The organism is Ruegeria sp. BHSA163 (assembly GCF_059613365.1).
On record NZ_JBXWSJ010000037.1, the window covers coordinates 12,242 to 34,290 of the forward strand.

The 22,049-nt window shown below is 53.7% G+C and carries 24 protein-coding genes; 11 read left to right on the top strand and 13 right to left on the bottom strand.

What is annotated here, in order from left to right; all coding sequences use genetic code 11:
• The first annotated feature begins 96 nt into the window (after positions 1 to 96).
• Genes ispH through AC2FNV_RS16360 form a run of 5 tightly spaced genes read left to right on the top strand, consistent with a single transcriptional unit; the run spans position 97 to position 3,166 of the window.
• Positions 97 to 1,047 carry a 4-hydroxy-3-methylbut-2-enyl diphosphate reductase gene (gene ispH, locus AC2FNV_RS16340; protein ID WP_170608414.1) on the top strand — a complete coding sequence of 317 codons (951 nt, stop codon included), beginning with the start codon at positions 97 to 99 and terminating at the stop codon, positions 1,045 to 1,047.
• A complete protein-coding gene (locus AC2FNV_RS16345) occupies positions 1,044 to 1,496 on the top strand; it encodes a DUF3429 domain-containing protein (RefSeq protein ID WP_170476864.1) in 453 nt (150 codons plus the stop codon). The genes ispH and AC2FNV_RS16345 overlap by 4 nt, the downstream gene beginning before the upstream one ends.
• Complete coding sequence (locus AC2FNV_RS16350; protein ID WP_170608416.1) at positions 1,493 to 2,086, top strand: class I SAM-dependent DNA methyltransferase; 594 nt, start codon at positions 1,493 to 1,495, stop codon at positions 2,084 to 2,086. The genes AC2FNV_RS16345 and AC2FNV_RS16350 overlap by 4 nt, the downstream gene beginning before the upstream one ends.
• A complete protein-coding gene (rnhA, locus tag AC2FNV_RS16355) occupies positions 2,079 to 2,546 on the top strand; it encodes a ribonuclease HI (RefSeq protein ID WP_170476860.1) in 468 nt (155 codons plus the stop codon). Before AC2FNV_RS16350 ends, rnhA begins: the two co-directional genes overlap by 8 nt.
• The gene (locus AC2FNV_RS16360; protein ID WP_170608418.1) at positions 2,543 to 3,166 is read left to right on the top strand and encodes a trimeric intracellular cation channel family protein; all 624 of its coding nucleotides are present in this window, start codon (positions 2,543 to 2,545) and stop codon (positions 3,164 to 3,166) included. Before rnhA ends, AC2FNV_RS16360 begins: the two co-directional genes overlap by 4 nt.
• 440 nt (positions 3,167 to 3,606) lie before the next feature.
• Here the strand turns inward: AC2FNV_RS16360 and AC2FNV_RS16365 are convergent, their stop codons facing one another.
• The 5 genes from AC2FNV_RS16365 to def (AC2FNV_RS16385) are packed head-to-tail and all read right to left on the bottom strand — an operon-like array spanning position 3,607 to position 6,034.
• On the bottom strand, positions 3,607 to 3,843 hold the full coding sequence (locus AC2FNV_RS16365) for a GlsB/YeaQ/YmgE family stress response membrane protein (RefSeq protein WP_170476856.1): 237 nt from the start codon (positions 3,841 to 3,843) through the stop codon (positions 3,607 to 3,609).
• Position 3,844: 1 nt separating this feature from the next.
• Positions 3,845 to 4,081, bottom strand: a complete 237-nt coding sequence (locus tag AC2FNV_RS16370; RefSeq protein ID WP_170476854.1) for a hypothetical protein — start codon at positions 4,079 to 4,081, stop codon at positions 3,845 to 3,847.
• Positions 4,082 to 4,087: 6 nt separating this feature from the next.
• Positions 4,088 to 5,002: a methionyl-tRNA formyltransferase gene (gene fmt / locus AC2FNV_RS16375; RefSeq protein WP_170608422.1), complete on the bottom strand. Its 915-nt coding sequence runs from the start codon at positions 5,000 to 5,002 to the stop codon at positions 4,088 to 4,090.
• Between the two features lie 22 nt (positions 5,003 to 5,024).
• Positions 5,025 to 5,519 (bottom strand): peptide deformylase, encoded by a 495-nt coding sequence (gene def / locus AC2FNV_RS16380; protein ID WP_170608424.1) that lies wholly within the window; start codon positions 5,517 to 5,519, stop codon positions 5,025 to 5,027.
• Positions 5,516 to 6,034, bottom strand: a complete 519-nt coding sequence (gene def / locus AC2FNV_RS16385) for a peptide deformylase (protein ID WP_170476848.1) — start codon at positions 6,032 to 6,034, stop codon at positions 5,516 to 5,518. Before def (AC2FNV_RS16385) ends, def (AC2FNV_RS16380) begins: the two co-directional genes overlap by 4 nt.
• A 94-nt stretch (positions 6,035 to 6,128) precedes the next feature.
• On the opposite strand from def (AC2FNV_RS16385), the gene AC2FNV_RS16390 reads away from it, so the two are divergent.
• Complete coding sequence (locus AC2FNV_RS16390) at positions 6,129 to 7,301, top strand: MalY/PatB family protein (protein WP_170608426.1); 1,173 nt, start codon at positions 6,129 to 6,131, stop codon at positions 7,299 to 7,301.
• A 523-nt stretch (positions 7,302 to 7,824) separates the two neighbouring features.
• On the opposite strand, the gene AC2FNV_RS16395 is transcribed toward AC2FNV_RS16390, so the two are convergent.
• Complete coding sequence (locus tag AC2FNV_RS16395) at positions 7,825 to 8,178, bottom strand: hypothetical protein (RefSeq protein ID WP_170476844.1); 354 nt, start codon at positions 8,176 to 8,178, stop codon at positions 7,825 to 7,827.
• A 207-nt stretch (positions 8,179 to 8,385) separates the two neighbouring features.
• On the opposite strand from AC2FNV_RS16395, the gene AC2FNV_RS16400 reads away from it, so the two are divergent.
• Positions 8,386 to 9,375: a glutathione S-transferase family protein gene (locus tag AC2FNV_RS16400; RefSeq protein ID WP_170608428.1), complete on the top strand. Its 990-nt coding sequence runs from the start codon at positions 8,386 to 8,388 to the stop codon at positions 9,373 to 9,375.
• On the opposite strand, the gene AC2FNV_RS16405 is transcribed toward AC2FNV_RS16400, so the two are convergent.
• The gene (locus tag AC2FNV_RS16405) at positions 9,357 to 9,719 is read right to left on the bottom strand and encodes a response regulator transcription factor (RefSeq protein WP_170608430.1); all 363 of its coding nucleotides are present in this window, start codon (positions 9,717 to 9,719) and stop codon (positions 9,357 to 9,359) included. The two genes, AC2FNV_RS16400 and AC2FNV_RS16405, sit on opposite strands and share 19 nt — an antisense overlap.
• Positions 9,720 to 9,902: 183 nt before the next feature.
• On the opposite strand from AC2FNV_RS16405, the gene AC2FNV_RS16410 reads away from it, so the two are divergent.
• From AC2FNV_RS16410 to AC2FNV_RS16420, 3 genes are read left to right on the top strand one after another with little or no spacing between them, the layout of a single operon-like run.
• Complete coding sequence (locus tag AC2FNV_RS16410) at positions 9,903 to 10,868, top strand: threonine-phosphate decarboxylase (RefSeq protein ID WP_170608432.1); 966 nt, start codon at positions 9,903 to 9,905, stop codon at positions 10,866 to 10,868.
• Complete coding sequence (gene cbiB, locus AC2FNV_RS16415; RefSeq protein ID WP_170608433.1) at positions 10,865 to 11,803, top strand: adenosylcobinamide-phosphate synthase CbiB; 939 nt, start codon at positions 10,865 to 10,867, stop codon at positions 11,801 to 11,803. Before AC2FNV_RS16410 ends, cbiB begins: the two co-directional genes overlap by 4 nt.
• Positions 11,803 to 12,966, top strand: a complete 1,164-nt coding sequence (locus AC2FNV_RS16420) for a lytic murein transglycosylase (protein WP_170608505.1) — start codon at positions 11,803 to 11,805, stop codon at positions 12,964 to 12,966. The genes cbiB and AC2FNV_RS16420 overlap by 1 nt, the downstream gene beginning before the upstream one ends.
• 12 nt (positions 12,967 to 12,978) lie before the next feature.
• Here AC2FNV_RS16420 and AC2FNV_RS16425 read toward each other — a convergent pair whose 3' ends face one another.
• The 4 genes from AC2FNV_RS16425 to AC2FNV_RS16440 all read right to left on the bottom strand — a co-directional run bounded on the left by AC2FNV_RS16425 (position 12,979) and on the right by AC2FNV_RS16440 (position 19,330).
• Positions 12,979 to 13,776: a class II glutamine amidotransferase gene (locus AC2FNV_RS16425; protein ID WP_170608434.1), complete on the bottom strand. Its 798-nt coding sequence runs from the start codon at positions 13,774 to 13,776 to the stop codon at positions 12,979 to 12,981.
• A gap of 130 nt (positions 13,777 to 13,906) precedes the next feature.
• Positions 13,907 to 14,257 carry a hypothetical protein gene (locus AC2FNV_RS16430; RefSeq protein WP_170608435.1) on the bottom strand — a complete coding sequence of 117 codons (351 nt, stop codon included), beginning with the start codon at positions 14,255 to 14,257 and terminating at the stop codon, positions 13,907 to 13,909.
• Between the two features lie 54 nt (positions 14,258 to 14,311).
• Positions 14,312 to 17,767, bottom strand: a complete 3,456-nt coding sequence (locus AC2FNV_RS16435; protein WP_170608436.1) for a chromosome segregation SMC family protein — start codon at positions 17,765 to 17,767, stop codon at positions 14,312 to 14,314.
• 375 nt (positions 17,768 to 18,142) lie between these two features.
• Complete coding sequence (locus AC2FNV_RS16440; RefSeq protein ID WP_170608437.1) at positions 18,143 to 19,330, bottom strand: aminotransferase-like domain-containing protein; 1,188 nt, start codon at positions 19,328 to 19,330, stop codon at positions 18,143 to 18,145.
• 159 nt (positions 19,331 to 19,489) lie between these two features.
• On the opposite strand from AC2FNV_RS16440, the gene AC2FNV_RS16445 reads away from it, so the two are divergent.
• On the top strand, positions 19,490 to 20,260 hold the full coding sequence (locus AC2FNV_RS16445) for a FadR/GntR family transcriptional regulator (protein ID WP_170608438.1): 771 nt from the start codon (positions 19,490 to 19,492) through the stop codon (positions 20,258 to 20,260).
• A gap of 613 nt (positions 20,261 to 20,873) precedes the next feature.
• Here the strand turns inward: AC2FNV_RS16445 and AC2FNV_RS16450 are convergent.
• The gene (locus tag AC2FNV_RS16450; RefSeq protein WP_170608439.1) at positions 20,874 to 21,434 is read right to left on the bottom strand and encodes a F0F1 ATP synthase subunit B; all 561 of its coding nucleotides are present in this window, start codon (positions 21,432 to 21,434) and stop codon (positions 20,874 to 20,876) included.
• A 5-nt stretch (positions 21,435 to 21,439) separates the two neighbouring features.
• The gene (locus AC2FNV_RS16455) at positions 21,440 to 21,991 is read right to left on the bottom strand and encodes a F0F1 ATP synthase subunit B' (protein ID WP_170476821.1); all 552 of its coding nucleotides are present in this window, start codon (positions 21,989 to 21,991) and stop codon (positions 21,440 to 21,442) included.
• Positions 21,992 to 22,049: the final 58 nt, after the last annotated feature.

Genomic DNA, 22,049 nt, shown 5'->3' on the forward strand with positions numbered 1-22,049 from the left:
TTAGTTAACAGTCTTCTGTATCAAAGAAATGACAGGTTCGGGATCACTGGACCAATGGATGCAAAAGCCTTACGTGTCCCTTTCAAGGAGACACCCATGAGCAAGCCGCAACTAACACTATACTTGGCTGCCCCGCGTGGTTTTTGCGCAGGGGTCGATCGCGCCATCAAGATCGTTGAAATGGCGTTGCAGAAATGGGGCGCCCCGGTCTATGTACGCCATGAAATTGTCCACAACAAATTTGTGGTGGACGGGCTGAAATCTAAAGGCGCGGTGTTTGTTGAGGAACTCGATGAATGTCCCGATGATCGGCCTGTGATTTTTTCCGCCCATGGCGTTCCCAAATCAGTTCCTGCAACTGCAGCACAGCGCCAGATGATCTTCGTTGATGCAACTTGCCCGCTGGTTTCAAAAGTTCATGTCGAGGCGCAGCGACACTCGGACGCGGGATTGCAAATGGTCATGATCGGCCACAAAGGGCACCCTGAAACAATTGGCACAATGGGGCAGTTGCCCGAAGGCGAAGTGCTGCTGGTCGAAACGGTCGAAGATGTGGCCAATGTGGAAGTACGCGATCCGGAAAAGTTGGCCTTTGTGACGCAAACCACTCTGTCGGTTGACGACACAAAGGACATCATCGCCGCGCTGGAGTCGCGGTTTCCGGCGATTGTTGGTCCCCACAAAGAAGACATCTGCTATGCCACGACAAATCGGCAAGAGGCTGTCAAAGCTGTGGCACCGAAATCCGACGCGCTTTTGGTCGTCGGCGCACCGAATTCCTCGAACTCGCGCCGTTTGGTCGAAGTTGCGTCGCGCGCCGGATGCAACTACGCCCAGTTGGTTCAGCGCGCCACAGACATAGATTGGCGGGCTCTAGAAGGGATAAGTAGCATCGCGGTGACTGCGGGCGCGTCCGCGCCCGCAGTTTTGGTGAACGAAGTGATCGACGCCTTCCGCGATAGGTTCGATCTCAGCGTGGAATTGGTCGAAACCGCTGTCGAAAATGTAGAATTCAAAGTGCCGCGCGTTCTGAGGCAACCAGCGTGAGTGGTATACCCAAATCACCGTTGATATTAGGACTGGCCGGGTTGATTCCATTCATTTGGGGCGCCCTGACCTTGATAAATGGAGACCTACACGACTGGGGCACGCGAACATTCGGCGCCCGTTTTGTAGGCCCTTATGTGCAGCTTTTTTACGGGTCGGTCATTCTCAGCTTTATGTCGGGGATTCTTTGGGGCTTTGCCACAAAGACGTCAGGCGGGAAGGCGACCACATGTTACGTACTTTCCGTTCTTCCGGCGCTTTGGGCGTTTTTCACGACAGGGGGCGGACCAGTCAGCGCCGCGATCAACCTAATCGTTGGCTTTGCCGCTCTTTTGTTGCTGGACGCGGTGTTTTGGTATTGGGGGCTGGCCCCTCGCTGGTGGATGAAGCTCCGCATCCTTTTAACCGCGATCGTGGTTCTGTGCTTGTCTGTCGGAGTATACCTATGAGCGACCAAGATACGATTTCCGTCTACAACGCGCAGGCCGCCCGCTACGCTGCGTTGACGGATGAGGACAATTCCGCCGATCCGCAATTGACCCGTTTCATTCAATCCGTCCCCCAAGGCGGCACGGTGTTAGATATTGGCTGTGGTCCGGGGATGTCGGCAGCGGTTATGGCGCAGTCAGGTTTGAAGGTTGAAGCCATCGATGCATCAACGGAAATGGTTAAACTGGCAGCCAAGCACCCCGGCGTAGTTGCGCAGCAGGCAGCGTTCGGTGAACTCGATGCAACAGAGAAATATCATGGCGTCTGGGCCAATTTTAGCCTTTTGCACGCCAATCGCCGCGATTTCCCAAGACACTTGGCAGCAATTCATAAGGCGTTGAAACCGAATGGCGTGTTTTATATTGCCATGAAGCTGGGCCAAGGGGATGGCCCGGACAGGTTGGGGCGATACTACTGCTACTACAGCGAAGACGAATTGAAGCAAATTGTCCAAGATGCAGGCTTTACCGTGATCGAGAGCTATCTTGGCAGCGGTACCGGGCTTGATGGATCGGTATCTGACTGGATCGGACTGGCCACGCATGCCTGATCTTTTTGCTTATACAGATGGCGCGTGTTCAGGTAATCCCGGACCGGGCGGCTGGGGCGTTTTGCTGCGTGCATTAGATGGAGAAACCTTAATCAGAGAGCGGGAATTGAACGGCGGCGAGGCGGAAACAACCAACAATCGAATGGAATTGCTGGCCGCGATAAGCGCACTTGAAATACTCGACCGCCCCTCAACGATTACCATTGTCACAGACAGCGCCTACGTAAAGAACGGCGTCACCGGTTGGATTTTCGGGTGGAAGCGCAACGGATGGAAAACCTCAAACAAAAAACCGGTTAGAAACGTCGACTTGTGGCAAAGGCTGGACGAGGCCCAAACACGACATAACGTTACGTGGAAATGGGTTAAGGGACACGCGGGACACCCCGAAAACGAGCGTGCCGACGAACTGGCACGCGCGGGCATGGCACCGTTCAAACCAAAAAAGGCCAAAACGTGAGCGGGCTGGCTCTGCTGGATTACGCCTCTGTTCTGGTCTTCGCGTTGACCGGAGCGCTGGTGGCGAGTCGCGCGCAACTCGACCTAGTGGGCTTTGCCTTCATTGCCTGCCTGACCGCTGTGGGCGGCGGTACAGTTCGTGACCTATTGCTGGATAGGCACCCAGTGTTCTGGGTCGATCAGCCAGCTTACATTCTGATCGCATGCGCCGCTGCCATCTTGGTATTCTTCACAGCACACCTTATGGAAAGTCGCTACAACTGGCTGATCTGGTTGGATAGTTTTGCCTTGTCCATTGCTGCTGCGGCCGGTACCGGCGCTGCCCTGTCCTTAGGGCAATCGGGGGTGATTGTTGTTCTGATGGGCGTTACGACAGGTTGCCTCGGTGGATTGATGCGGGATGTTGTGTGCAACGAAGTTCCGTTGGTTCTGAAACAGGGTGAGCTATACGTATCCTGCGCGTTTGCAGGCGCATTAACCGCAGTTTTCGCGACGCGGCTTGGCCTTGAAATTCTTCCGTCGCTTGGACTGTGCGCTCTGATTTGCTGGGCACTCCGGGCTGGATCTCTGATGTTTGGTTGGCGGTTGCCGGTCTATAAAGGCCGCCCGCCACGCACATAAACGAAAACGTCATTCATCCAAACCTACTTAATCTGATTGAATTATGTGAGGTCAGTAACAGCGTCGCTTCACAAAACCTCGATGTTGAAACAACGTCTCCACGTAATAGTGCTCTGGTAGCATCCGGCTGGACATATCCGTTTTCAGATAGCAATCGCCGTGAATTGCAAACCGATGCCTGCGAAAACTTTCACTGCTGGAGAGTATCTGTAGTCTAAGTAACCCAACTGACGGAGAGAGGTACTGCACATCTTTGATACAGCAATTGCTTTTACTGAATAGGCGACGACTAGAATTTAAGTTGGCTCAAAGTTGCTTCATCTCAAGTAAAACGGGGTGCATTGGATAACCGACGCCGAAGCCCATCAGTTGACCAGGAAATCCGGGCGTGCACCTCAATACATTAGTGCCGAAAAACATGGCCAATAAGAAAGTGTTTCTCAGCGGCGCAGGTATTTCTGCCAAATCCAGATCACCAAAAGCGCACCTAATACAGCACCTATAAATCCTGACAACCACCCCATAACGGTGACCAAGGTTCGGAGCAGGAGTCCTCCGACCAACGCACCAACGATGCCTATTAACATAGTTGTGGGAATATCAGCTTCGATCCGCATTAGACGTGTGGCGAGGAAACCTGCAGCCGCACCGATTATTATCAAAGCTACTACGGGCATCTCACTTCCTCCAATGCGTTGGTACGATAATCAAGGCACCGATTGACGATAAAACTGCATCCAGACCAGGTGGGCCAAAACTAATTCCGAACATGATGCGAACGAAGTAAAACAGAAATGCGCCGCCAATACAGATTATGATCGATTGTAAATACCCATTTCGAGTAAATCCTGTCACCTCGGACAAATAGCCGACGATTCCAGCAATAACGACAGTACCCATCATGATCATGAACATGTGGCGTTACTCCACAGCAAAGCGACTGCCGACCGAGATTGGCCTGCCCCGCAAAAAGGTTTCCCTATCCTGCGCCCCCTTGCCCGCCCGTTGCAAGCGCAGCAATTCAATGGCTCCTTCACCGCAGGCAACGGTAAGGTTTTCGCTTAAAACTTCGCCGGGCTCGCCTTGCCCTTCTGCCATACGCGAAGCCAACAGCTTGATTCGTTCCCCGTCGATCTCGGTCCAAGCGCCGGGAAAGGACGACAACCCGCGGATTTGGCGATCGACTTCTACAGCAGGGCAGAACCAATCCACCCGTGCCTCGGCCTTGTCGATCTTGGCAGCATAGGTCACGCCCACTTTGGACTGCGGCTCAGGAATTAGGTCCGGCAACTTGCGCAATGCATCGACAATCAGCCTTGCCCCCAAAACGGACAAACGGTCGTGTAATTGGGCGGTCGTTTCTTCGATTCCTATTTCCGTCGCCTCGCGCAATAGAACCGGACCAGTATCCAGTCCAGCGTCCATCTGCATAATGCAGATACCGGTTTCCACATCACCGGACATGATCGCGCGATGGATTGGCGCTGCCCCGCGCCAACGCGGTAGCAAACTGGCATGTATATTCAAACAGCCGTGCACAGGCGCGTCCAGTATGGCTTGGGGTAAGATAAGACCATAAGCAACTACCACGGCGACATCAGCATTCAACGCCGAAAAGGCGGACTGCTCGGCAGGTGATTTAAGCGAAACTGGGTGACGGACGTTCAGGCCCAATTCTTCAGCCCGCGCTTGAACCGGATTTGGCCGATCTTTTTTGCCACGCCCTGCAGGACGAGGGGGCTGGCAATAGACCGCCAAAATTTCGTGCCCGGCTTCGACCAACGCCTCAAGAACCGGCACCGAGAAATCAGGTGTTCCCATAAAAACTATCCGCATCGGCCCCTCCACTTCTTGGGTTTCACCCCATCTTTTTGGCTTTTCGTAGCAGTATGTCGCGTTTCACCTTGCTGAGACGATCAAAGAACATTCTACCGTTCAGGTGGTCGATCTGGTGCTGGACGCTTGTTGCTTCGATCCCAACGAAGTCGCGCCGATCCACAATCCCGTGTTCGTTAAGAAACTTGACCGTCACGGCACGAGGCCGTTTTACCTTGGCCGATACACCCGGCAGGTTCGGACTGGCCTCTTCATGCTCTCGCAATTCGACTGAACTGTGGAGGATTTCAGGGTTCGCCATACGAACCGCCCGACCACGTTCCGCAGAGCCGTCGACCACCGCCAGCCTCAGCATCACTCCGATCTGAGGCGCAGCCAAACCAACACCCGGCATAGCCTCCATCGTGTCAATCATATCATTCCAGATGGCTTTGACATCGTCATTAATCGCGGCCACTTGCTGTGCTTTTGTTCGAAGACGTTTGTCAGGCCATGGAAGGCACGTCCTAACCGTCATGTGCGGGCCTGTTCGCGCTTCAGCTTTTGCATCTTTCGCGTGATCATCTGCCGTTTCAACGGTTTGAGATAGTCTATGAACAGCTTACCGTTCAAATGATCGATCTCGTGCTGAACGCACGTTGCCCAAAGGCCATCAAAGGTTTCAATTTGCGCCTTACCGTCACGGTCCATCCACGCCACTTCAACCACTTTGGGTCGGGTCACTTCCGCATATTGATCCGGGATGGAAAGACAACCTTCTTCGTAGACATTGGTTTCGTCCGAGGCAGAAATTACCTCGGGATTGAACATGACCAAGGGGCGTGGTGCCTCGCCTTCTTCTTTGACACAATCCACCACGATCAATCGGTCAAGTACACCTATCTGCGGCGCGGCCAGTCCGATACCTGGCGCGTCGTACATCGTCTCCAACATGTCATCAGCCAAAGCGCGCAACGCATCAGTAATGTCGTCAACCGGCGCGCACACCTTTTTCAGTCGGGGATCGGGGTGGATGAGGATTTTACGCTTCATAGGGTTGATTTAGGGCAATGCGCACTAAGCCGCAACGCCCCCCTTGCACACAGCAGAATTGCGAGTAGCTTTCGGCCCAACAAATGGAGCAGATATGACTTTTAACGACCTGATCGACCGCCGGGGCACCAACAGTTCAAAATGGGATAAGATGGAGCAGCTGTATGGCGTATCGCCATCAGATGGGCTGGCCATGTGGACCGCGGATTCTGACTATCCCACCGCACCGTGTGTGATTGAGGCGGTTCGGAAAGCAGCCGAACTTGGCGTCTTTGGATATTCCTGGATTCATCCTGAGTATCTTGCATCAATCCAGTGGTGGATGAAAAATCGCCACGGCTGGGACGTCGACACCGACTGGATTCTCACTACACAGGGATTAGGCAACGCTATTGCACTGAGTATTGACGTTTGGAGCGAACCCGGCGACGGCATAGTTATATTTTCGCCTGTCTATCATGAGTTCGCTCACAAGGTGAACAATGCCGAACGCAGGGTTGTCGAATGCCCATTGGTACGCGAGGGCGATACGTACGTTCTTGATTTGGAAGATGCGCAATCACGGTTGGATGGGACAGAAAAACTATTGTTGTGGTGCTCGCCACAGAACCCGTCAGGCCGGGTGTGGACGCCCGAAGAGTTGAGAGCCGTTGCGGAATTTGCCGAACGCAACGGGCTGATTCTGGTGTCAGACGAAATTCATCACGATCTGGTATATCCGGGCAGCACTTTTGTTCCAATGGATATCGCGGCTCCAGACGCACGACCCTGGACTGTGTCACTGACAGCTGCTTCGAAAACTTTCAATATTGCGGGGCAGCGAACCGGGAACATGATCATTCCTGACGAAAAACTGCGCAAACAGATGCGGCATCGTCTGAAAACCCTTGATTACGACCCCAGCGCTTTGGGTGTTGCAATGATCACCGCCGCTTACAGCCCTGAAGGCGCTGAATGGGTCGACGAACAAATTGTTCATCTGCAGAGCAACTGCCGTCGGTTCGATGAAACGATTGCCAAAATACCTGGTCTTTGGTCGATGCCTTTGCAATCGACTTATCTCGCTTGGGTAGATTTTTCCGGCACCGGAATGGAACACGCAGAGTTTGTCCGGCGACTGAGACAAGATGCAAGGATCGCAACTTCGTCCGGCCCTGGTTTCGGCGCCGGAGGCGAAACGTTCGAGCGGTTTAATCTGGCCACTCAACGCGGGCGGGTTGAAGAAGCCTGTGCACGGCTAATGCATGCTTTCGGAGATTTGCAGTAACTCATACGCCGGGTGAGGCTAATCCTTGCCCTGCCTTTGCTGGTTTTGGGCAGGAGGATCGGGTGGCACGGATATAGTCCAAACCCACCTGCCCCGCGAATGATGCCTGAAGCCAGCCGCATTGAATATTTTTGATTGAAAATCAGCCGCTGGTTGACAGCTTCACTGGATCGAAAGGTTATGAAGCAAGCCAACTCTGTGCAGGGGTTCGCACCCAAAGGCGGCAAGGTAGTGGAAGGTAGCAATAAAATCCGGAAGGGACCTTTGGGATCGATCGCCGCAACCCGCAAAGCACGCTCCAACTGTCATTGGGCATTGACTGTCCACAGGCAGATGACACGGAACATGCCCGACAGGGAAACCACAATTCGGACGGCGACATCTTCATCCACAGGCGACCGAACGAAATTAGAGGAATTGCCCTGTCGTGTGACTCGACATCGGGCTGAATCACAATAGCCAATGCCGAAATGGCCCGATTGTTAAGTTTGAGGCCTAACCGACCAACCGCCTAAATCCGGCTCTAGTCTTCATATCCAAGCAAAGCAATCGGCGCATCCGGAGCGCGGTAAAAATCCAGTGGGGCTTTGTCCGCGCTTGCGGTGCTGCGCTTAAACTCGTAACTCATTTCGCCAGCACCTTCTTCGGCAGCGACGATCAAACACTGATACAAGTGATTTGCTCCGTCAAAAACATCGACCAACCCGCGCAAACGCGGCGTTGTTTCGGTCTCGACCGTAAACCCATCCTTCCACAATCTAAGAATTTTGTAGCTATTGTTTCCGACTTCAACCCGCAAGCGGCTCGCTTTTTTCAACGCAGCGATTCGCGCAGCATCCAATTCGGCGCGTATTTCCCTTGAAACATAGGTACTCATCAAAAATTCTCCGGCAGATCATTAACCATTGTGATCAGTAAATCGTAAAAATCCAGTGAAGCTATAAGGTGCAGGTTGGTTCCGAGATCGTGTTGTGAGGACATTTCGGGATCGCTGTGCGTTTGCGCAGGGACTATGCGCGTTCGCCAATGTAGGAAGTGGGACACCGTCAAGCTATTTGTAAAGCAACTTGAATGGAGGAATGAAATGGGCTTGCTCGTTGACGGAAAATGGCAGGATACATGGTATGACACTAAGTCCAGTGATGGGGCATTCAAACGCTCGGCCGCTCAGTTTCGTAATTGGCTGACAGAAAATGGCGACGCCGGCCCATCCGGCAAGGGTGGTTTCCGAGCTGAAAGCGGGCGATATCACTTGTATGTCAGCTACGCCTGCCCCTGGGCCCATCGCACTTTAATTTTTCGCGAACTCAAAGACCTAAGCGACCATATTTCCGTTTCAGTCGTTCACCCAGATATGTTGGATCAAGGTTGGACCTTTGAAATTGACGACCAAGGCGCGACAGGCGACACGCTCCACGGCATGGATTTTGCGCATCAATTATATACCAAGGCTGATTCTGAGTATTCCGGCCGAGTGACGGTGCCTATCCTTTGGGACAAAAAGACGAAAACGATCGTTTCGAACGAAAGTTCAGAAATTATCCGGATGTTCAACTCGGCTTTCGACGGGATTACCGGAAACAAAGATGATTATTGGCCAGCGCCGATGAGAACCGAGATCGAAGAGGTCAACGCACGCATCTATTCCAACGTCAACAATGGGGTTTACAAAGCCGGTTTTGCCACATCGCAAGAGGCGTATGACGCAGCCGTCAACCCGTTGTTCGATACGCTGGACTGGTTAGAAGGTCATCTTTCCTCAAATCGTTACCTCATGGGGGATCGCCTGACCGAAGCGGACTGGCGGCTGTTCACTACACTGATCCGGTTCGATCCAGTCTATCATTTGCATTTTAAGTGCAATCGGCGGCGGTTGATCGATTATCCAAATCTCTGGGCCTACACACGCGAGCTGTACCAATGGCCCGGTGTAAAGCCCACGGTGAACTTTCATCACATCATCCGGCACTATCACTATAGTCACGATAGTATCAATCCGAACCGGATTATCCCGACGAACCCTGTGTTGGATTATATGGAGCCGCACCGTCGCAGTCAGCGACCCGCTGCGTAATGTGCAACCATTGCCGCCAGATCTTCTGGCGGCGTGCTGCTTTGGACGTAGGCGCAAGCGTTCGGACTGTGTGCAAATATCGAGCCATCCGAGAAGAAAGTGGTATTGGTCACAAAGATTACCCTTGTATTGGGGCGACGATAGCTTGCGAAGTCTGCCACAGCCAAGGCGCTTTCGGTTTCCAACACCAAATCCAGCACGATGATGTCAAAGGCTGTACCGTATAAGGCCAAGATCGCAGCCTCTTGCCCGGCTACTAAAGTAACCTCTCCCCCCTGCCTTTCAAGATGCCTTTGCCAGAGCCCACCAAGGTCAGGGTTACTCTCAACAATCAATACTTTCATTTGCCACAACCTCGGCACTAGATAACAAAAAAACGGCGCCGACCCCATGATCCGTGATCCCGTGATTTTCTTAACAAATGGTTAACGATACCTGCAGCGAGCCCTTTTCACGCAGATTTGCTTGTGTAAATGGCGAAAATCCGCTTGAACCGCCTCTGCACCGGTATTTCACCAGAGGGACGCATGGCAGACACCATTGGCATTCTGCACAGACAAGCCGAGCGGGACCACGGCGGCGGTTTAGATCATGCCATTTCAGTCTATGGTGGTGATCGCACGGATTGGATCGATCTGTCGACGGGTATTAATCCACACCCTTATGACGTCGCGGGGTTGAAAAATAGTGATTGGACAAGTCTTCCAGACAACGATGCATTTAGCCGCCTGTGTGACGCCGCCAGATCGTTCTGGTCAATACCTGACAGCGCATCAATCTTGCCTGCGCCTGGAGCCTCGGCAATCATTGCAAGGCTACCGGCTTTGGCCCCTCCGGGACATGTTCGGATCACCACACCAACTTACAACGAACACGCCGCGGCATTTCTGGCGCATGGCTGGTCAGTGAAGGAAAGCAGTCCTGCTCAGGCTCGAGTGATTGTGCACCCCAACAACCCAGATGGGCGCATTTGGCAAGAGGCTGATGTAGATGCGCCCCTGACCGTGATTGACGAAAGTTTCTGCGATATTTGCCCCAACGCGACGCTGATAAATCAGACGGAAAGACCGGGCGTTGTTGTACTCAAGAGCTTTGGAAAATTCTGGGGACTGGCTGGTTTGCGGCTTGGTTTTGCGGTCGGACAGCCTGACTTGATCGCGCGGCTAAACGAACTGATCGGACCATGGGCCGTATCTGGACCCGCGTTAAGGATCGGCGAAAAGGCTTTGAGGGATGTGAAATGGGCCGAGGAAACCCGGACCAAACTCTCGTGTGATGCAGATCGGTTGGACAAATTGATTTGCGACAAGGGCGCCCGATTGCTTGGCGGAACAGACTTGTTTCGCCTGTACCATGTGAGTGACGCGACAGCGTGGCAATCCAAGCTGGCCCGCTCTCAAATTTGGAGCCGCATCTTCCCGTACTCGACGAATTTTCTCCGTTTGGGGCTACCAAATAAATGTGATTGGGACAGGCTGGAGGGCGCTTTGTGACCGGAGGATTCCTGCTGATTTGCGCCATGTGCTTGGACGCAATCGTAGGTGAGCCGGATTGGCTATGGTCACGCATTCGCCATCCGGCAATCTTAATCGGCGCAGGTATAGAGTGGCTTGATCGGAAATTAAATCTTGGCGCTCAGCGGAGGGCCAAGGGACTACTGGCTCTAACTCTACTGGTCGTAGGCTCATTGATATTGGGTAAACTGCTTTCTTTGCTTGGACCGGCCATAGAAATCATCGTCTGCGCCATCTTGCTGGCCCAGAAATCGCTTGTGATACATGTTCGGGATGTAGCGGTCGGGCTGTCGACGTCTCTTCCCGCCGGGCGGGCAAAAGTCGCCATGATCGTGTCACGCGATACCCAGGACATGACCGAAGCCCAGGTTGCCAGATCGGCAATTGAGAGCGCGGCCGAGAACCTAAGCGACGGAGTGATCGCACCTGCGTTCTGGTTTCTGATCGCAGGCCTGCCCGGGTTGATAGTCTATAAGGCAGTCAACACAGCGGACAGCATGATTGGATATCGTAACGAAACTTACCGCGATTTCGGCTGGGCCGCCGCGAGGTTCGACGACCTGTTGAACCTGATTCCAGCGCGGTTGACCTGTGTGTTAATCGTAGCTCTGTCGCGCCGGTGGGCTTTTTGGTGCCAGATCGTCGCCGATGCACGCGGACACATCTCCCCCAATGCAGGCTGGCCCGAGGCCGCAATGGCCCGCGCGTTGAACGTAGCGCTGGCAGGGCCGCGCAGCTATGACGGAAAACTCCGTGACCTGGCTTGGGTAAACGGCGACGCCAACCGTGAAATCGGCGCGACGGAGGTTTTCCGCGCATGCGACATGCTTTGGAAGGTTTGGGGGCTTGCGCTTGGGTTGTTGTCGGTGTGGTTTAGTTTCAACCTAATAGTTTTAGAATGGAGCATCCAATGATGCGCATCCTCTCGGGCCTGCTGGCCACTACCTTGTTTGCCACCCCTGCCCTGGCGCAGTGCGGTGGCGATTTCGAAAGCTTCGTTGCAGGCTTGAAATCCGAGGCACTTGGGAATGGGTTCGACCAAGCCACTGTCGATGGCTTTTTCCAAGGGGTTCGGCAGGATGGTGCTGTGATAAGGGCTGACCGTGCTCAAGGTGTCTTTCAGAAACCTTTTGTCGACTTTTCGCGGCGCTTGATCTCAGCCAACCGTATTGAACGCGGTCAATCTATGTCACGAAAGTACGATTCAGTGTTTGACCGAATCCAAAGTGAATATGGGGTATCTCGTGGTGTTTTGCTGGCATTCTGGGCATTTGAGACCGACTACGGCGCGGTGCAAGGCGATTTTAACACCCGAAATGCCTTGGTAACACTGGCGCATGACTGCCGCCGACCAGATCTGTTCCGTCCACAGATTTTTTCAGCGATCGAACTTTATGGACAGAACAACTTCGATCCCAATCGCACAACAGGGGCTTGGGCTGGAGAAATTGGAATGGTCCAGATGTTACCGCGCGACATACTGGAAAATGGCGTTGACGGGGACGGCGACGGCAAGGTTTCCTTGAAAACCTCTGCTCCGGATGCTCTGATGTCGGGCGCCAAGATGCTATCGCATCTGGGATGGCGACCGGGTGAGCCTTGGCTGCAAGAAGTTACTGTTCCCGCTCAAATGGACTGGTCGTTGTCCGGGCCGGGCAAACCACGGTCAGTTTCGGACTGGCAGACCATGGGTGTTCAGGCGCGAAGCGGGAATTTACCCGACTTACCCGCGTCGTTGATATTGCCACAAGGGCACAAGGGGCCAGCGTTTCTGGCTTTCCCCAATTTTGACGTCTACTTTGAATGGAACCAGAGCTTTGTTTACGTGTTGACGGCGGCCTATTTCGGCACAAGGCTGGAAGGTGCGGAAATATATAATGCGGGTAACCCGACTGAAGGTTTGTCGGCAGCTCAGATGAAGCAACTTCAGAGCAAACTGCAGGTGCGAGGACACGACGTTGGCAAAATAGATGGAATATTGGGGGCTGGCACACGGGCTGCAGTGCAAGCCGAACAAGCGCGGCTGGGGCTGCCGGCAGATGCTTGGCCAACTGTCGAGTTGCTAAACCGGCTATAAGAACGAGGCTATCTAAGCGACCTCTTCTTCAACGCCAAGCCGGGCTGGAACGAAATCGTGAACTTTGACTACTGATCCTTCTGTCTCAATCGCGGTATCGGGGTTAACCTCGAACCAGTCGTGACAATTGGCATCCAGAGGTTCTGAGGAAATGATAACACCGCTTTTGCATGTTCTGTAATGCAAGCTTGGCGCGTATCGATCCGAAGCATATCGGGCTGCAAATATCCGATTTCCGTCTGAACAGCAGGCCGCAAACCGGAGATATGGTGCCGAGCCCCGACGTTTGGACAGAGCTTCTACACGAGCGACCGCGCGAGCCATGGCGCCAACAGGGTCTGAATCCAAACCTTCACCAAGTGCGAGCAAAAAGATCGCCTCGCTTTCAGTCGCCCCCATTCGATGTTCATACAGTTCTGCTGGGATCATCGCATCCAACTCTTGCCTGATAAGGTCATGACCTCCTGCTTGACCGTTGTGCATAAAGCTCCATTTTGCCGCTCCGAATGGGTGGCAGTTGTTTCGTGAGGTGGCGGTGCCGGTAGATGCTCTTACATGCGCCAGAAACAGACTGGACCGCGTGTGATGGGCCAACTGTTTCAGATTGGCATCCGACCACGCTGGGTTCGTGTCTTTGTAAAAACATGGAGAGTGGCGATCAGAATACCACGCCATTCCAAAGCCGTCAGCGTTTATTGGCGTCTTGCCAATCAGCGCATTTCGGCTTTGGATGACAAGGGATTGCTCCTGTTCTAAAACGAGCTCATCCAAATAGCGCGGTTGTCCAACCCAAGCCAGAAATCGGCACATATGATTTGTCCCACAAAATATAGCGCACTGAGATGATTATCACGGGCTATGTGAGAATATGCCTCTATTAAAAGGCAAAGAAGGCAAAAAACCTATCAAACGATGCAGTCGATTTGAGCTTTTAGATCATTTACTCTTCACGCACCGGAAAACGGTTGCCCATTTGATCAATCAAAATCAGCCGATCATCGCTAAAAACATAAAGGTCGCAGCGACCGAACCCATTTCGGTAAGATACGCAAACACTTCCATCCTCGGCGATCGAATATGTTCCAAAGGCAGACTCTCCGCTGGCATAGGTGTATGAATACGCCCCGCCAGCGGAAAATTTGGACTTGCCATTGTCATAGAAGGTCAATGTCCGACCTGCCAAAGCTTCCAGCTCCTCGGTCGACAATGGAATATCTCCGGGCTTAGTGGACCATTCGGCGGCCCAAACGGGGCAGGAAAACAGCAGAGTCACGATCAAGAAACGGGTCATGTCACTAGTCTAACCTGATCGGTTATAAACCTGACATAACATTGTGTTGATCGTTTAGGCGACCATCTGTTCGGCCTTGTTAAGGTCGACGGAAACCAGTTGGCTTACGCCTTGCTCCTGCATGGTGACACCAAAAAGACGATCCATTCGCGCCATGGTCACTGCGTGGTGAGTAATGATGAGGAATCGTGTATCGGTTTGCCGACACATCTCATCAAGTAAATCGCAGAAACGGGTTACGTTTGCATCATCCAAAGGTGCGTCAACCTCATCCAACACACATATCGGTGCTGGGTTGGCGAGGAACACACCAAAGATCAGCGCAGTAGCGGTCAGAGTTTGTTCCCCGCCAGAAAGCAGGCTAAGGGTTGACAACTTTTTGCCAGGTGGCTGGCACATAATTTCCAGTCCTGCATCTAGTGGGTCGTCGCTTTCAACCATAACCAAATTTGCTTCACCACCACCAAAAAGGTGTTTGAACAACATCGCAAAGTTCGAGTTCACCTGTTCAAACGCAGTCAGCAGTCGCTCACGCCCTTCACGGTTGAGGCTGGCAATCCCACTCCGCAGAGCTTTGATCGCCTCTTCTAAATCAGCTTTTTCACCGTTCAGTGTATCGAATTCTTCCTGAACTTCTTTCGAATCCTCTTCAGCGCGCAGGTTCACCGCGCCCATTGCGTCACGCTGGCGCTTATGCCGATTTACTTCTGCCTCTAATGCGTCGGCGGCAGGCATCTGGTCGGGGTTAACCTCCAGTTGGTTGAGCAACTGGTTCGGTGTCAACTGTTGATCCTCTGCAATTCGTTCAGCGGCAGCTGCGACACTCTCTTTGGCGGCATCGCACCTTGCTTCAGCAGCAGCGCGGGTTTCGCGGGCTTCGGAGGCCAAACGTTCTGCCTCACGCTCGGCCATCACAGCTTCACGCTGATGTGTTTCTGCCTCGGCCAACTTGTCGGCAGCTTCAACCCTACGTCCCTCAGCGGTTTCTATCAGTTCATTGAGTTCCTCGCGAGCTTCCGCGATTTCGCCTGGGGCGGCCATCGCTTCCGACAGCTCTTCTTCCGAACTTTCCTTACGTTCAGCAAGTTCAGAAATACGTTTTTCAGCCGTTTCCAGCCTGTGCCGCCATCCACTAAGATCTTTGGTTACCTCTTGTGCACGGCGGGTTCGCGCTTCGCCCTCGCGGCGCAATTCATCGTGAGTCGAACGGTGGGTCAGCATTGTGATCCGAGCTGCCTCAACCGTTTGTTTAATATCCTCAACCTTTGCGCGGGCGGTGTCCAGATCACCCAAACTGGTCAGCGCGGCCTCGGCTTCGCGCAACTGCGCACGGGCTGACATTGCATCTTCCTTGTGGCGTTCAACCGCCAGAGTAAGGGTCTCCAATTTCCCTTGCGCCAAATTACGGTCCGCTTCGGCCCGGCTAAGCTGTCGCGCGGTTTCAGCCATGCGCTGATCTGCAGCACGACGAGCTTCGCGGGCGCGGCGGTCTGCTTCTGTCACATCAGCCAATTTCTGCGACAATGCTTCGTGCGCTGCGCGTGCGCCATCCGCCTGCGCTTCGGTCCGAGCCAGTTCTTGCTTGAGAGCTTCTAATTTGTTCAATTGCTCCAGCCGCAGCGCGGCAGCGCTTGGCGCGTCTTCGGCCCAGGCGCGAAAACCGTCCCAGCGCCACAAATCCCCTAACTGAGAAACTAGCCTTTGGCCTGGTTTCAGCGATGCTTGAAGACGGGCACCCTGATCCGCATCGACCAGCCCAATCTGAGCGATCCTGCGGCTAAGGCGGTCAGGACCAGAGACATACAAAGCTAATGGTTCTGCCCCTTCGGGCAGAGGCTGGTCGCTGTCATATCCCGAAACCCGCACCCAGCCGGACGGCCCGTCGCCCTCGACCAAAGGCGCGCGCAAGTCATCAGCAAGTGCGGCACCAAGCGCTTTTTCATATCCGGGAGCCACGCGCAACAGGTCAAGCACCTGCCCGCCTTCTGCGGTGTCTCTTTCAACCAATTTAGCCAGTGCACTTGCTTCGGCGCGGATTGCGCCAAGCTCGCCTTCAGCCTCTGAACGCTTTGCGCGGGCTTCCGCCTCTCGTGCCTGAGTTTCAGAACGCATCTCGTCGGCAGTTGTCAAAGCTTCTTCGGCCGCCTCCGCGACCTCACGCGCCTGTTCTTCACCAGTTTTTGCAGTTTCAAATGCTTCACCAGCGCGGCTCAGCGTCGTTTCGGCCTCATCAACCGCGGAACGAGCCTTCTCTTCTTCTGCCTCGCTCCGTGCCAATGTCTTGCGACCATCTTCGACTAAACGCTGAGCAGATTGATGACGGGCTATAAGACGCGCTGTATCTTCCGTCTCTTGCGAAAGAAGATCTTCCCTATCCTGCAGAATTGAGGCGGCCTCGCGCGCAACTTCGGCAGCCTCCAACACTTTGTCTTCGTGGCCTTCGGCCGCCTTGGCAAGTTCACGCGCTTCCCATTCCAGACGCTCGATCATCTGGCCCGCATCACGGTTAAGGCCAGTCTCACGGTCAATATCGTTGCCGAGCTGTTGAATTCGACTGGTCAGAGTTTCAATCGTCTGGCGCGCGCGGGTTTCCTGATCGGTCAAAGCATCGCGTTGCACATGTTGGCGCTGAAGAACTGCGGCGGCAACGGCCTCTTCTTCGCGCAACGGAGGTAAAGTTTCTTCGATCTGGGAACGCCTGGCCGCGGCGGCTCTGGCCTCGGCTTCTGCTCGGGATGCTTCGGTGACCCGATCACGCAATTTTTCTTCGGCCTGCTGGCGGGCAATGTCCGCCTCTTTCCAGCGGCGATAAAGCAACATCCCCTCGGCCTTGCGCAATTGCTCGCCAATTTCTCGATAGCGAGCGGCCTGACGGGCCTGACGGGCCAGTTGCGCAAGCTGGGCACCCAACTGCTCCAGCACGTCATCAACCCGGGTTAGATTGGTCTCGGTGCCCTTTAGTTTAAGCTCTGCTTCGTGCCGCCTCTGATACAGCCCAGAGATACCAGCCGCCTCTTCCAAAATTCTGCGGCGAGCACGCGGTTTGGCGTTGATCAACTCGGCGATCCTGTTCTGCCCCACCAGCGCAGGCGAATGGGCGCCCGTCGAAGCATCCGCGAACAGCATTTGTACATCTCGCGCACGGACATCTTTGCCATTCGTTTTGTAGGCACTGCCGACGTCACGGGTAATACGTCGAACAATCTCAAGTTGGTCACTTTCATTAAATCCCGAAGGTGCAAGGCGATCGGAATTGTCCATCGTCAGGACTACTTCGGCGAAATTGCGGGCTGGACGCGTCGCGGCTCCGGCAAAAATCACGTCCTCCATCGCGCCGCCGCGCATGGATTTAGGACGATTTTCGCCCATTACCCAACGCAAGGCTTCAAGCAGGTTGGACTTGCCGCATCCGTTCGGGCCCACTACACCAGTCAGCCCATCCGCGATGATCAGATCGGTCGGATCAACAAAGCTTTTAAAGCCAGTCAGTTTGAGTTTACTGAAACGCAACGGTGGCTGTTCCTGTGATTCCTATGGTCCGGAAGTCTGCGCGTCACTTGGGCTCAAGTCAACGGACATACGCAGGATATGGCCCAAAGCCCTAAGTTATCCACAATATCTTGGCAAAATCACCCGGTTCTCAATAGGACTCGCACGCGAAAACCAAGTAATCCTATCTACCAAACTCGTTGCAATCGTAATTGGGGCGAGGGCCAACGGCATGCTACAAATACCCACCCAGTTCCTAATGACAGCCGATAATCCCAAGAATTGCTGCTGCGTCACCTAGAACTTCCAATATTGGACAGTTTAATATTTTTGGCCCCTGCAATCGCGGATCCTTCAAGCGGCTTGACGCAATAGGGTTATTGCAATCTTTATGCCTTACATCCGCAGTACTTCTCCGAGCCGCTGTATGCCCTCTTGTATCGTTTTCTCATCTGAATTCGAAAAGCTGAGGCGTAAGTTGTTGGCTCCTGTTTCGTCGGGGAAAAATGCTTGCCCGGGAACAAACGCCACCTTGACCGTTGCCAGTGCCCGCGCCAACAGAGTTGACCCATCCATGCCCTTAGGCAGAGTCACCCAAACGAACATCCCGCCTTCGGGTTTGGTCCATTGAACGCCCTCGGGCATAAATTGATCCAGTGCGGCCAGCATCGCATCCCGGCGTGACCTATAAACTTGACGCAGCATTGGAATATGGGTCTCGAAACAAGCCTCTGCAACGCGATGCACTGCCATCTGGTTGATTGTAGCGGAATGCAGATCCGCAGCCTGTTTCATGAGAACCAGTTGCGAAATCACCGGTTTGGCAGCAACCACCCACCCAACCCGCAAGCCGGGCGACAGCGTTTTTGAAAAACTGCCGCAATAGATAGTCCGGCACTTTTCAAGCGACTGTTTGCGAGAAATTTCAAGCGCCAAAATCGGCGGAACGGGATCGCCATCATAGCGCAGCGCCTGATAAGCACCGTCTTCGATTACGGCACAATCCAATTCCTCAGCCAAGTTCAATAATGCTTCGCGGCCTCGCAAATCGACCGTTTCACCTGTCGGGTTGGCAAAATCGGGCGACAAATAGGCAAACTTTATATCTCCGGTCCCAGCCCGATACTCAGCTGCTCTACGATTGCCGTTGATACTTAGCCTGTCAAAACGCGGCTCGTATGCGTTAAAAGCTGCAAGGGCTCCCAAGTAGGTTGGCCACCCCACCAAAGCAGTATCACTGGGTGAAAGAAATAGCTTACCCAGATAATCAAGCGCCTGCTGCGATCCCGAAGTAATCAGGATGTTATCGATTCCGCATGAAACGCCAATTTGCTTCATGTGGTCTGCCAACCATTGGCGCAGTGGAACATAGCCCTCACTCACCGAATATTGCAGCGCTTGCGATTGATACTTGGGACCTAAGGCAAGCTGAAACGCCTGAGCGAATTCACTGGCCGGAAACAAAGCGGGGTCGGGGATGCCACCCGCGAAAGAAATAATGCCAGGCTGGTCCAGCAGCTTCAACAATTCGCGTATCTCGGATGCTTTCATCCGTGATGCACGGGTAGCGAACAGTTGGTCCATTGGCGTGTTCCTCTTTGGCCGTTTAACCTGCGCAAGCTACGAGAACGTTGTTTAAAGTCAATAATACTGACCTAATATTTCAAGGAAAGTGAATTCGGTTCATTGAACACGGTGTGGATACGTGGTCATATGATTTGACCAATTTCGCAGAATCCGGCCATGCCGTTCCAAAAAGTCCAGACCGAGAAACTTTCCCTAGCCGTTGTTAGACAGATCGAGCTGCTGGTCCTGCGCGGTATTTTGCGACCCGGTGAACGCCTGCCTTCAGAACGGGAACTCGCCGAAAGAATGGGTGTGTCGCGCCCTTCGTTGCGAGAGGCCATTGCAGATCTGCAGGAACAAGGATTGCTGACCTCAAAAGCAGGGTCAGGCATATATGTAGCAGAAGTGTTGGGTTCAGCATTTTCCCCAGCCCTGATCCGGTTGTTCAGCAGTCACGATGAGGCCGTGTTCGATTACCTCTCTTTCCGCCGCGATATGGAGGGGCTGGCGGCCGAACGTGCCGCGCGGATGGGATCAGATAGCGACCTGAAGGTTGTTCAGGCCATTCTGGACAAGATGGAAGCCGCCCATGACCGCAATGCTGCCGAGGAAGAGGCGCATCTGGATGCCCAGTTCCACATGGCCATCATCGAGGCCAGCCACAACGTGGTGATGCTGCATATGATGCGGTCGATGTTCGATCTGCTGCGGCAGGGCGTGTTCTACAACCGACAGATCATGTTCCAACAGCGCACCACGCGCGATGCCATTCTGGACCAACACCGCGCTATCAACGCCGCCCTGCAGGACCGCGACCCAAAAGGCGCGCGAGCGGCTGTTGAGCGTCACCTTAGCTTCGTTGAACAATGCATGGCAGACCAACAAAAGGCCCAAAAAAACGAAGCCGTAGCTCAACAAAGACTGCAACATGAAACGAGAGAAACCTGATGATTGGTTGGCATCTTCCCGGCACCTAGCTGTTATTTCGCGCCTTAACCCTAAGTTAGCCAAAGGCGCGTTGGTCGCCGCTTTGTTGTTTAAAGTAGAACCTTACTAGATTTGCTCAGTTTCTACATGGTCGATAGCTGATCACACCACCATCGCGAACATCTCACCTATCGCTCGATAATATGAGCTAACTTGTCTTTATGGGTCTGCTTTTTCGATTGAACGCGCTGCGGCTTTGTCCGCACTTAGCTTTCCTTGGCGCCGATGGGTTTGTTCAATTGGTGCTCTACTAAATTGCAGAAAGAGTAGCATGGAGTGAACAATTTCCGATTTCAGCAAGCGTCTGGAGACGGTGCGAACGAAGCATTCCAACTGGATTCTGTCTTTTCTGAATCTCTGCACCTTTCAAGTAGAGATTGCGGTAACCCTCCTCGCGCCAATTGTCTGGTGACAAAGCCGCCCCATGAATGGTCTTCTAGACTTCACTTATCAACAGCAGGTTTAGCGGGCGACTACCTGCCCATTGCCGACGGAGCCAGAACGTCAAATTATTCACACCAAAAAACCCGGCTCTTTGGCCAGGTTTTTTTCGAGTTGGGATAGATTTGGAAAGTCAGTGTAACTTATCGCCCACATCAGCAATTGCTGCGTCTATCAACTTGTTGGCTTGCGCCGCTGTCATCTGTTTGGCTAGAACCTCGTTCGCTGCCGACACGGCAACGGTAACTGCTTGGTCTCGCACTTCTTTGACTGCCGTCGCCTCGGCCGAAGCAATCTGATCCTGAGCTGCCGCCAGACGGCGCGCGATAGACTTCTCCAGCTCAGCCTTGGCCTGTTCAGCGGCCAGAGACGCATCCTCTTTTGCCGCTGCAACGATGGCGTCAGCCTGACCCTGCACTTCGCGCTGCTTACGTTCATACGAGGCCAAAAGACTGCGGGCTTCCTCGTGCAAGGCGCGAGCTTCGTCCAGATCGGACTTAATCGCTTCAGCTCGGTTGTCCAACGCACCGCCAATCATTGAAGGAACTTTGAAATAGAAAAGGACCGCAATGAAAACTATGAAGCCAAGGGTGACGACAAAGTCAGTATTGCCGAGCGAGAAAAATGGGCCGCTTGCAGCGAATGCTGGGCTGGCGGCTCCTGCGGTCAGGATAAAGGCAAGGGTTTTCCGCATGTCACTTATCCTTTTGTTTGCGCGTCAACGGCTTTGGAAATGGCATCGGCGTCTGCCTTGCCCCCAAGCGTGGTTACCAATTCGGCCGCCGTGTCTTTGGCAACAATTTGAATGCTTTCCAACGCGCCAGCTCGGATTTCAGCAATTGCCTTTTCCGATTCAGCCGCTTTTGCAGCGATTTCAGCATCCGCCTTAACTATCGCTTCATCCAGGTCGGCCTGGATTTCAGCACGCGCTTCGGCGGCGATACGCTGCGCTTCAGCACGGGCATCGGCCAGCGCCTTGTTATAGGCTTCTTCAGCCTCGACCGCTTTGGCCTTTAGATCTTCGGCCGCAGCCAGGTCATTTGTAATGGTCCCCTGCCGCTCTGCCAGGATTGCCGCGATACGGGGCAAAGCTACGCGAGACAGGACCAGAAAGATGACGACCAGCGTAATGACCAGCCAGAAAATCTGGTTGGGGAACCAATCAAAGCAGAGCTGCGGCATCCCGATGGCAGAGCCATAGGAGTCAACGCAAGAGCCAACTACTTCTTCGCTAATGGGTTCAGTCGCCATGATGTCCTCCGTCGGAACGTTGTCTTTACAACAGGTGGGCCGCTATGGCTTGAGCCCA

Coding starts and splice junctions, on each gene's coding strand:
- ispH (WP_170608414.1), top strand. CDS start 97: ATGAGCAAGCCGCAACTAACACTATACTTGGCTGCCCCGCGTGGTTTT.
- AC2FNV_RS16350 (WP_170608416.1), top strand. CDS start 1,493: ATGAGCGACCAAGATACGATTTCCGTCTACAACGCGCAGGCCGCCCGC.
- rnhA (WP_170476860.1), top strand. CDS start 2,079: ATGCCTGATCTTTTTGCTTATACAGATGGCGCGTGTTCAGGTAATCCC.
- AC2FNV_RS16365 (WP_170476856.1), bottom strand. CDS start 3,843: ATGCCCGTAGTAGCTTTGATAATAATCGGTGCGGCTGCAGGTTTCCTC.
- AC2FNV_RS16370 (WP_170476854.1), bottom strand. CDS start 4,081: ATGTTCATGATCATGATGGGTACTGTCGTTATTGCTGGAATCGTCGGC.
- fmt (WP_170608422.1), bottom strand. CDS start 5,002: ATGCGGATAGTTTTTATGGGAACACCTGATTTCTCGGTGCCGGTTCTT.
- def (WP_170608424.1), bottom strand. CDS start 5,519: ATGACGGTTAGGACGTGCCTTCCATGGCCTGACAAACGTCTTCGAACA.
- def (WP_170476848.1), bottom strand. CDS start 6,034: ATGAAGCGTAAAATCCTCATCCACCCCGATCCCCGACTGAAAAAGGTG.
- AC2FNV_RS16390 (WP_170608426.1), top strand. CDS start 6,129: ATGACTTTTAACGACCTGATCGACCGCCGGGGCACCAACAGTTCAAAA.
- AC2FNV_RS16395 (WP_170476844.1), bottom strand. CDS start 8,178: ATGAGTACCTATGTTTCAAGGGAAATACGCGCCGAATTGGATGCTGCG.
- AC2FNV_RS16400 (WP_170608428.1), top strand. CDS start 8,386: ATGGGCTTGCTCGTTGACGGAAAATGGCAGGATACATGGTATGACACT.
- AC2FNV_RS16405 (WP_170608430.1), bottom strand. CDS start 9,719: ATGAAAGTATTGATTGTTGAGAGTAACCCTGACCTTGGTGGGCTCTGG.
- AC2FNV_RS16410 (WP_170608432.1), top strand. CDS start 9,903: ATGGCAGACACCATTGGCATTCTGCACAGACAAGCCGAGCGGGACCAC.
- AC2FNV_RS16420 (WP_170608505.1), top strand. CDS start 11,803: ATGCGCATCCTCTCGGGCCTGCTGGCCACTACCTTGTTTGCCACCCCT.
- AC2FNV_RS16425 (WP_170608434.1), bottom strand. CDS start 13,776: ATGTGCCGATTTCTGGCTTGGGTTGGACAACCGCGCTATTTGGATGAG.
- AC2FNV_RS16430 (WP_170608435.1), bottom strand. CDS start 14,257: ATGACCCGTTTCTTGATCGTGACTCTGCTGTTTTCCTGCCCCGTTTGG.
- AC2FNV_RS16440 (WP_170608437.1), bottom strand. CDS start 19,330: ATGGACCAACTGTTCGCTACCCGTGCATCACGGATGAAAGCATCCGAG.
- AC2FNV_RS16445 (WP_170608438.1), top strand. CDS start 19,490: ATGCCGTTCCAAAAAGTCCAGACCGAGAAACTTTCCCTAGCCGTTGTT.
- AC2FNV_RS16450 (WP_170608439.1), bottom strand. CDS start 21,434: ATGCGGAAAACCCTTGCCTTTATCCTGACCGCAGGAGCCGCCAGCCCA.
- AC2FNV_RS16455 (WP_170476821.1), bottom strand. CDS start 21,991: ATGGCGACTGAACCCATTAGCGAAGAAGTAGTTGGCTCTTGCGTTGAC.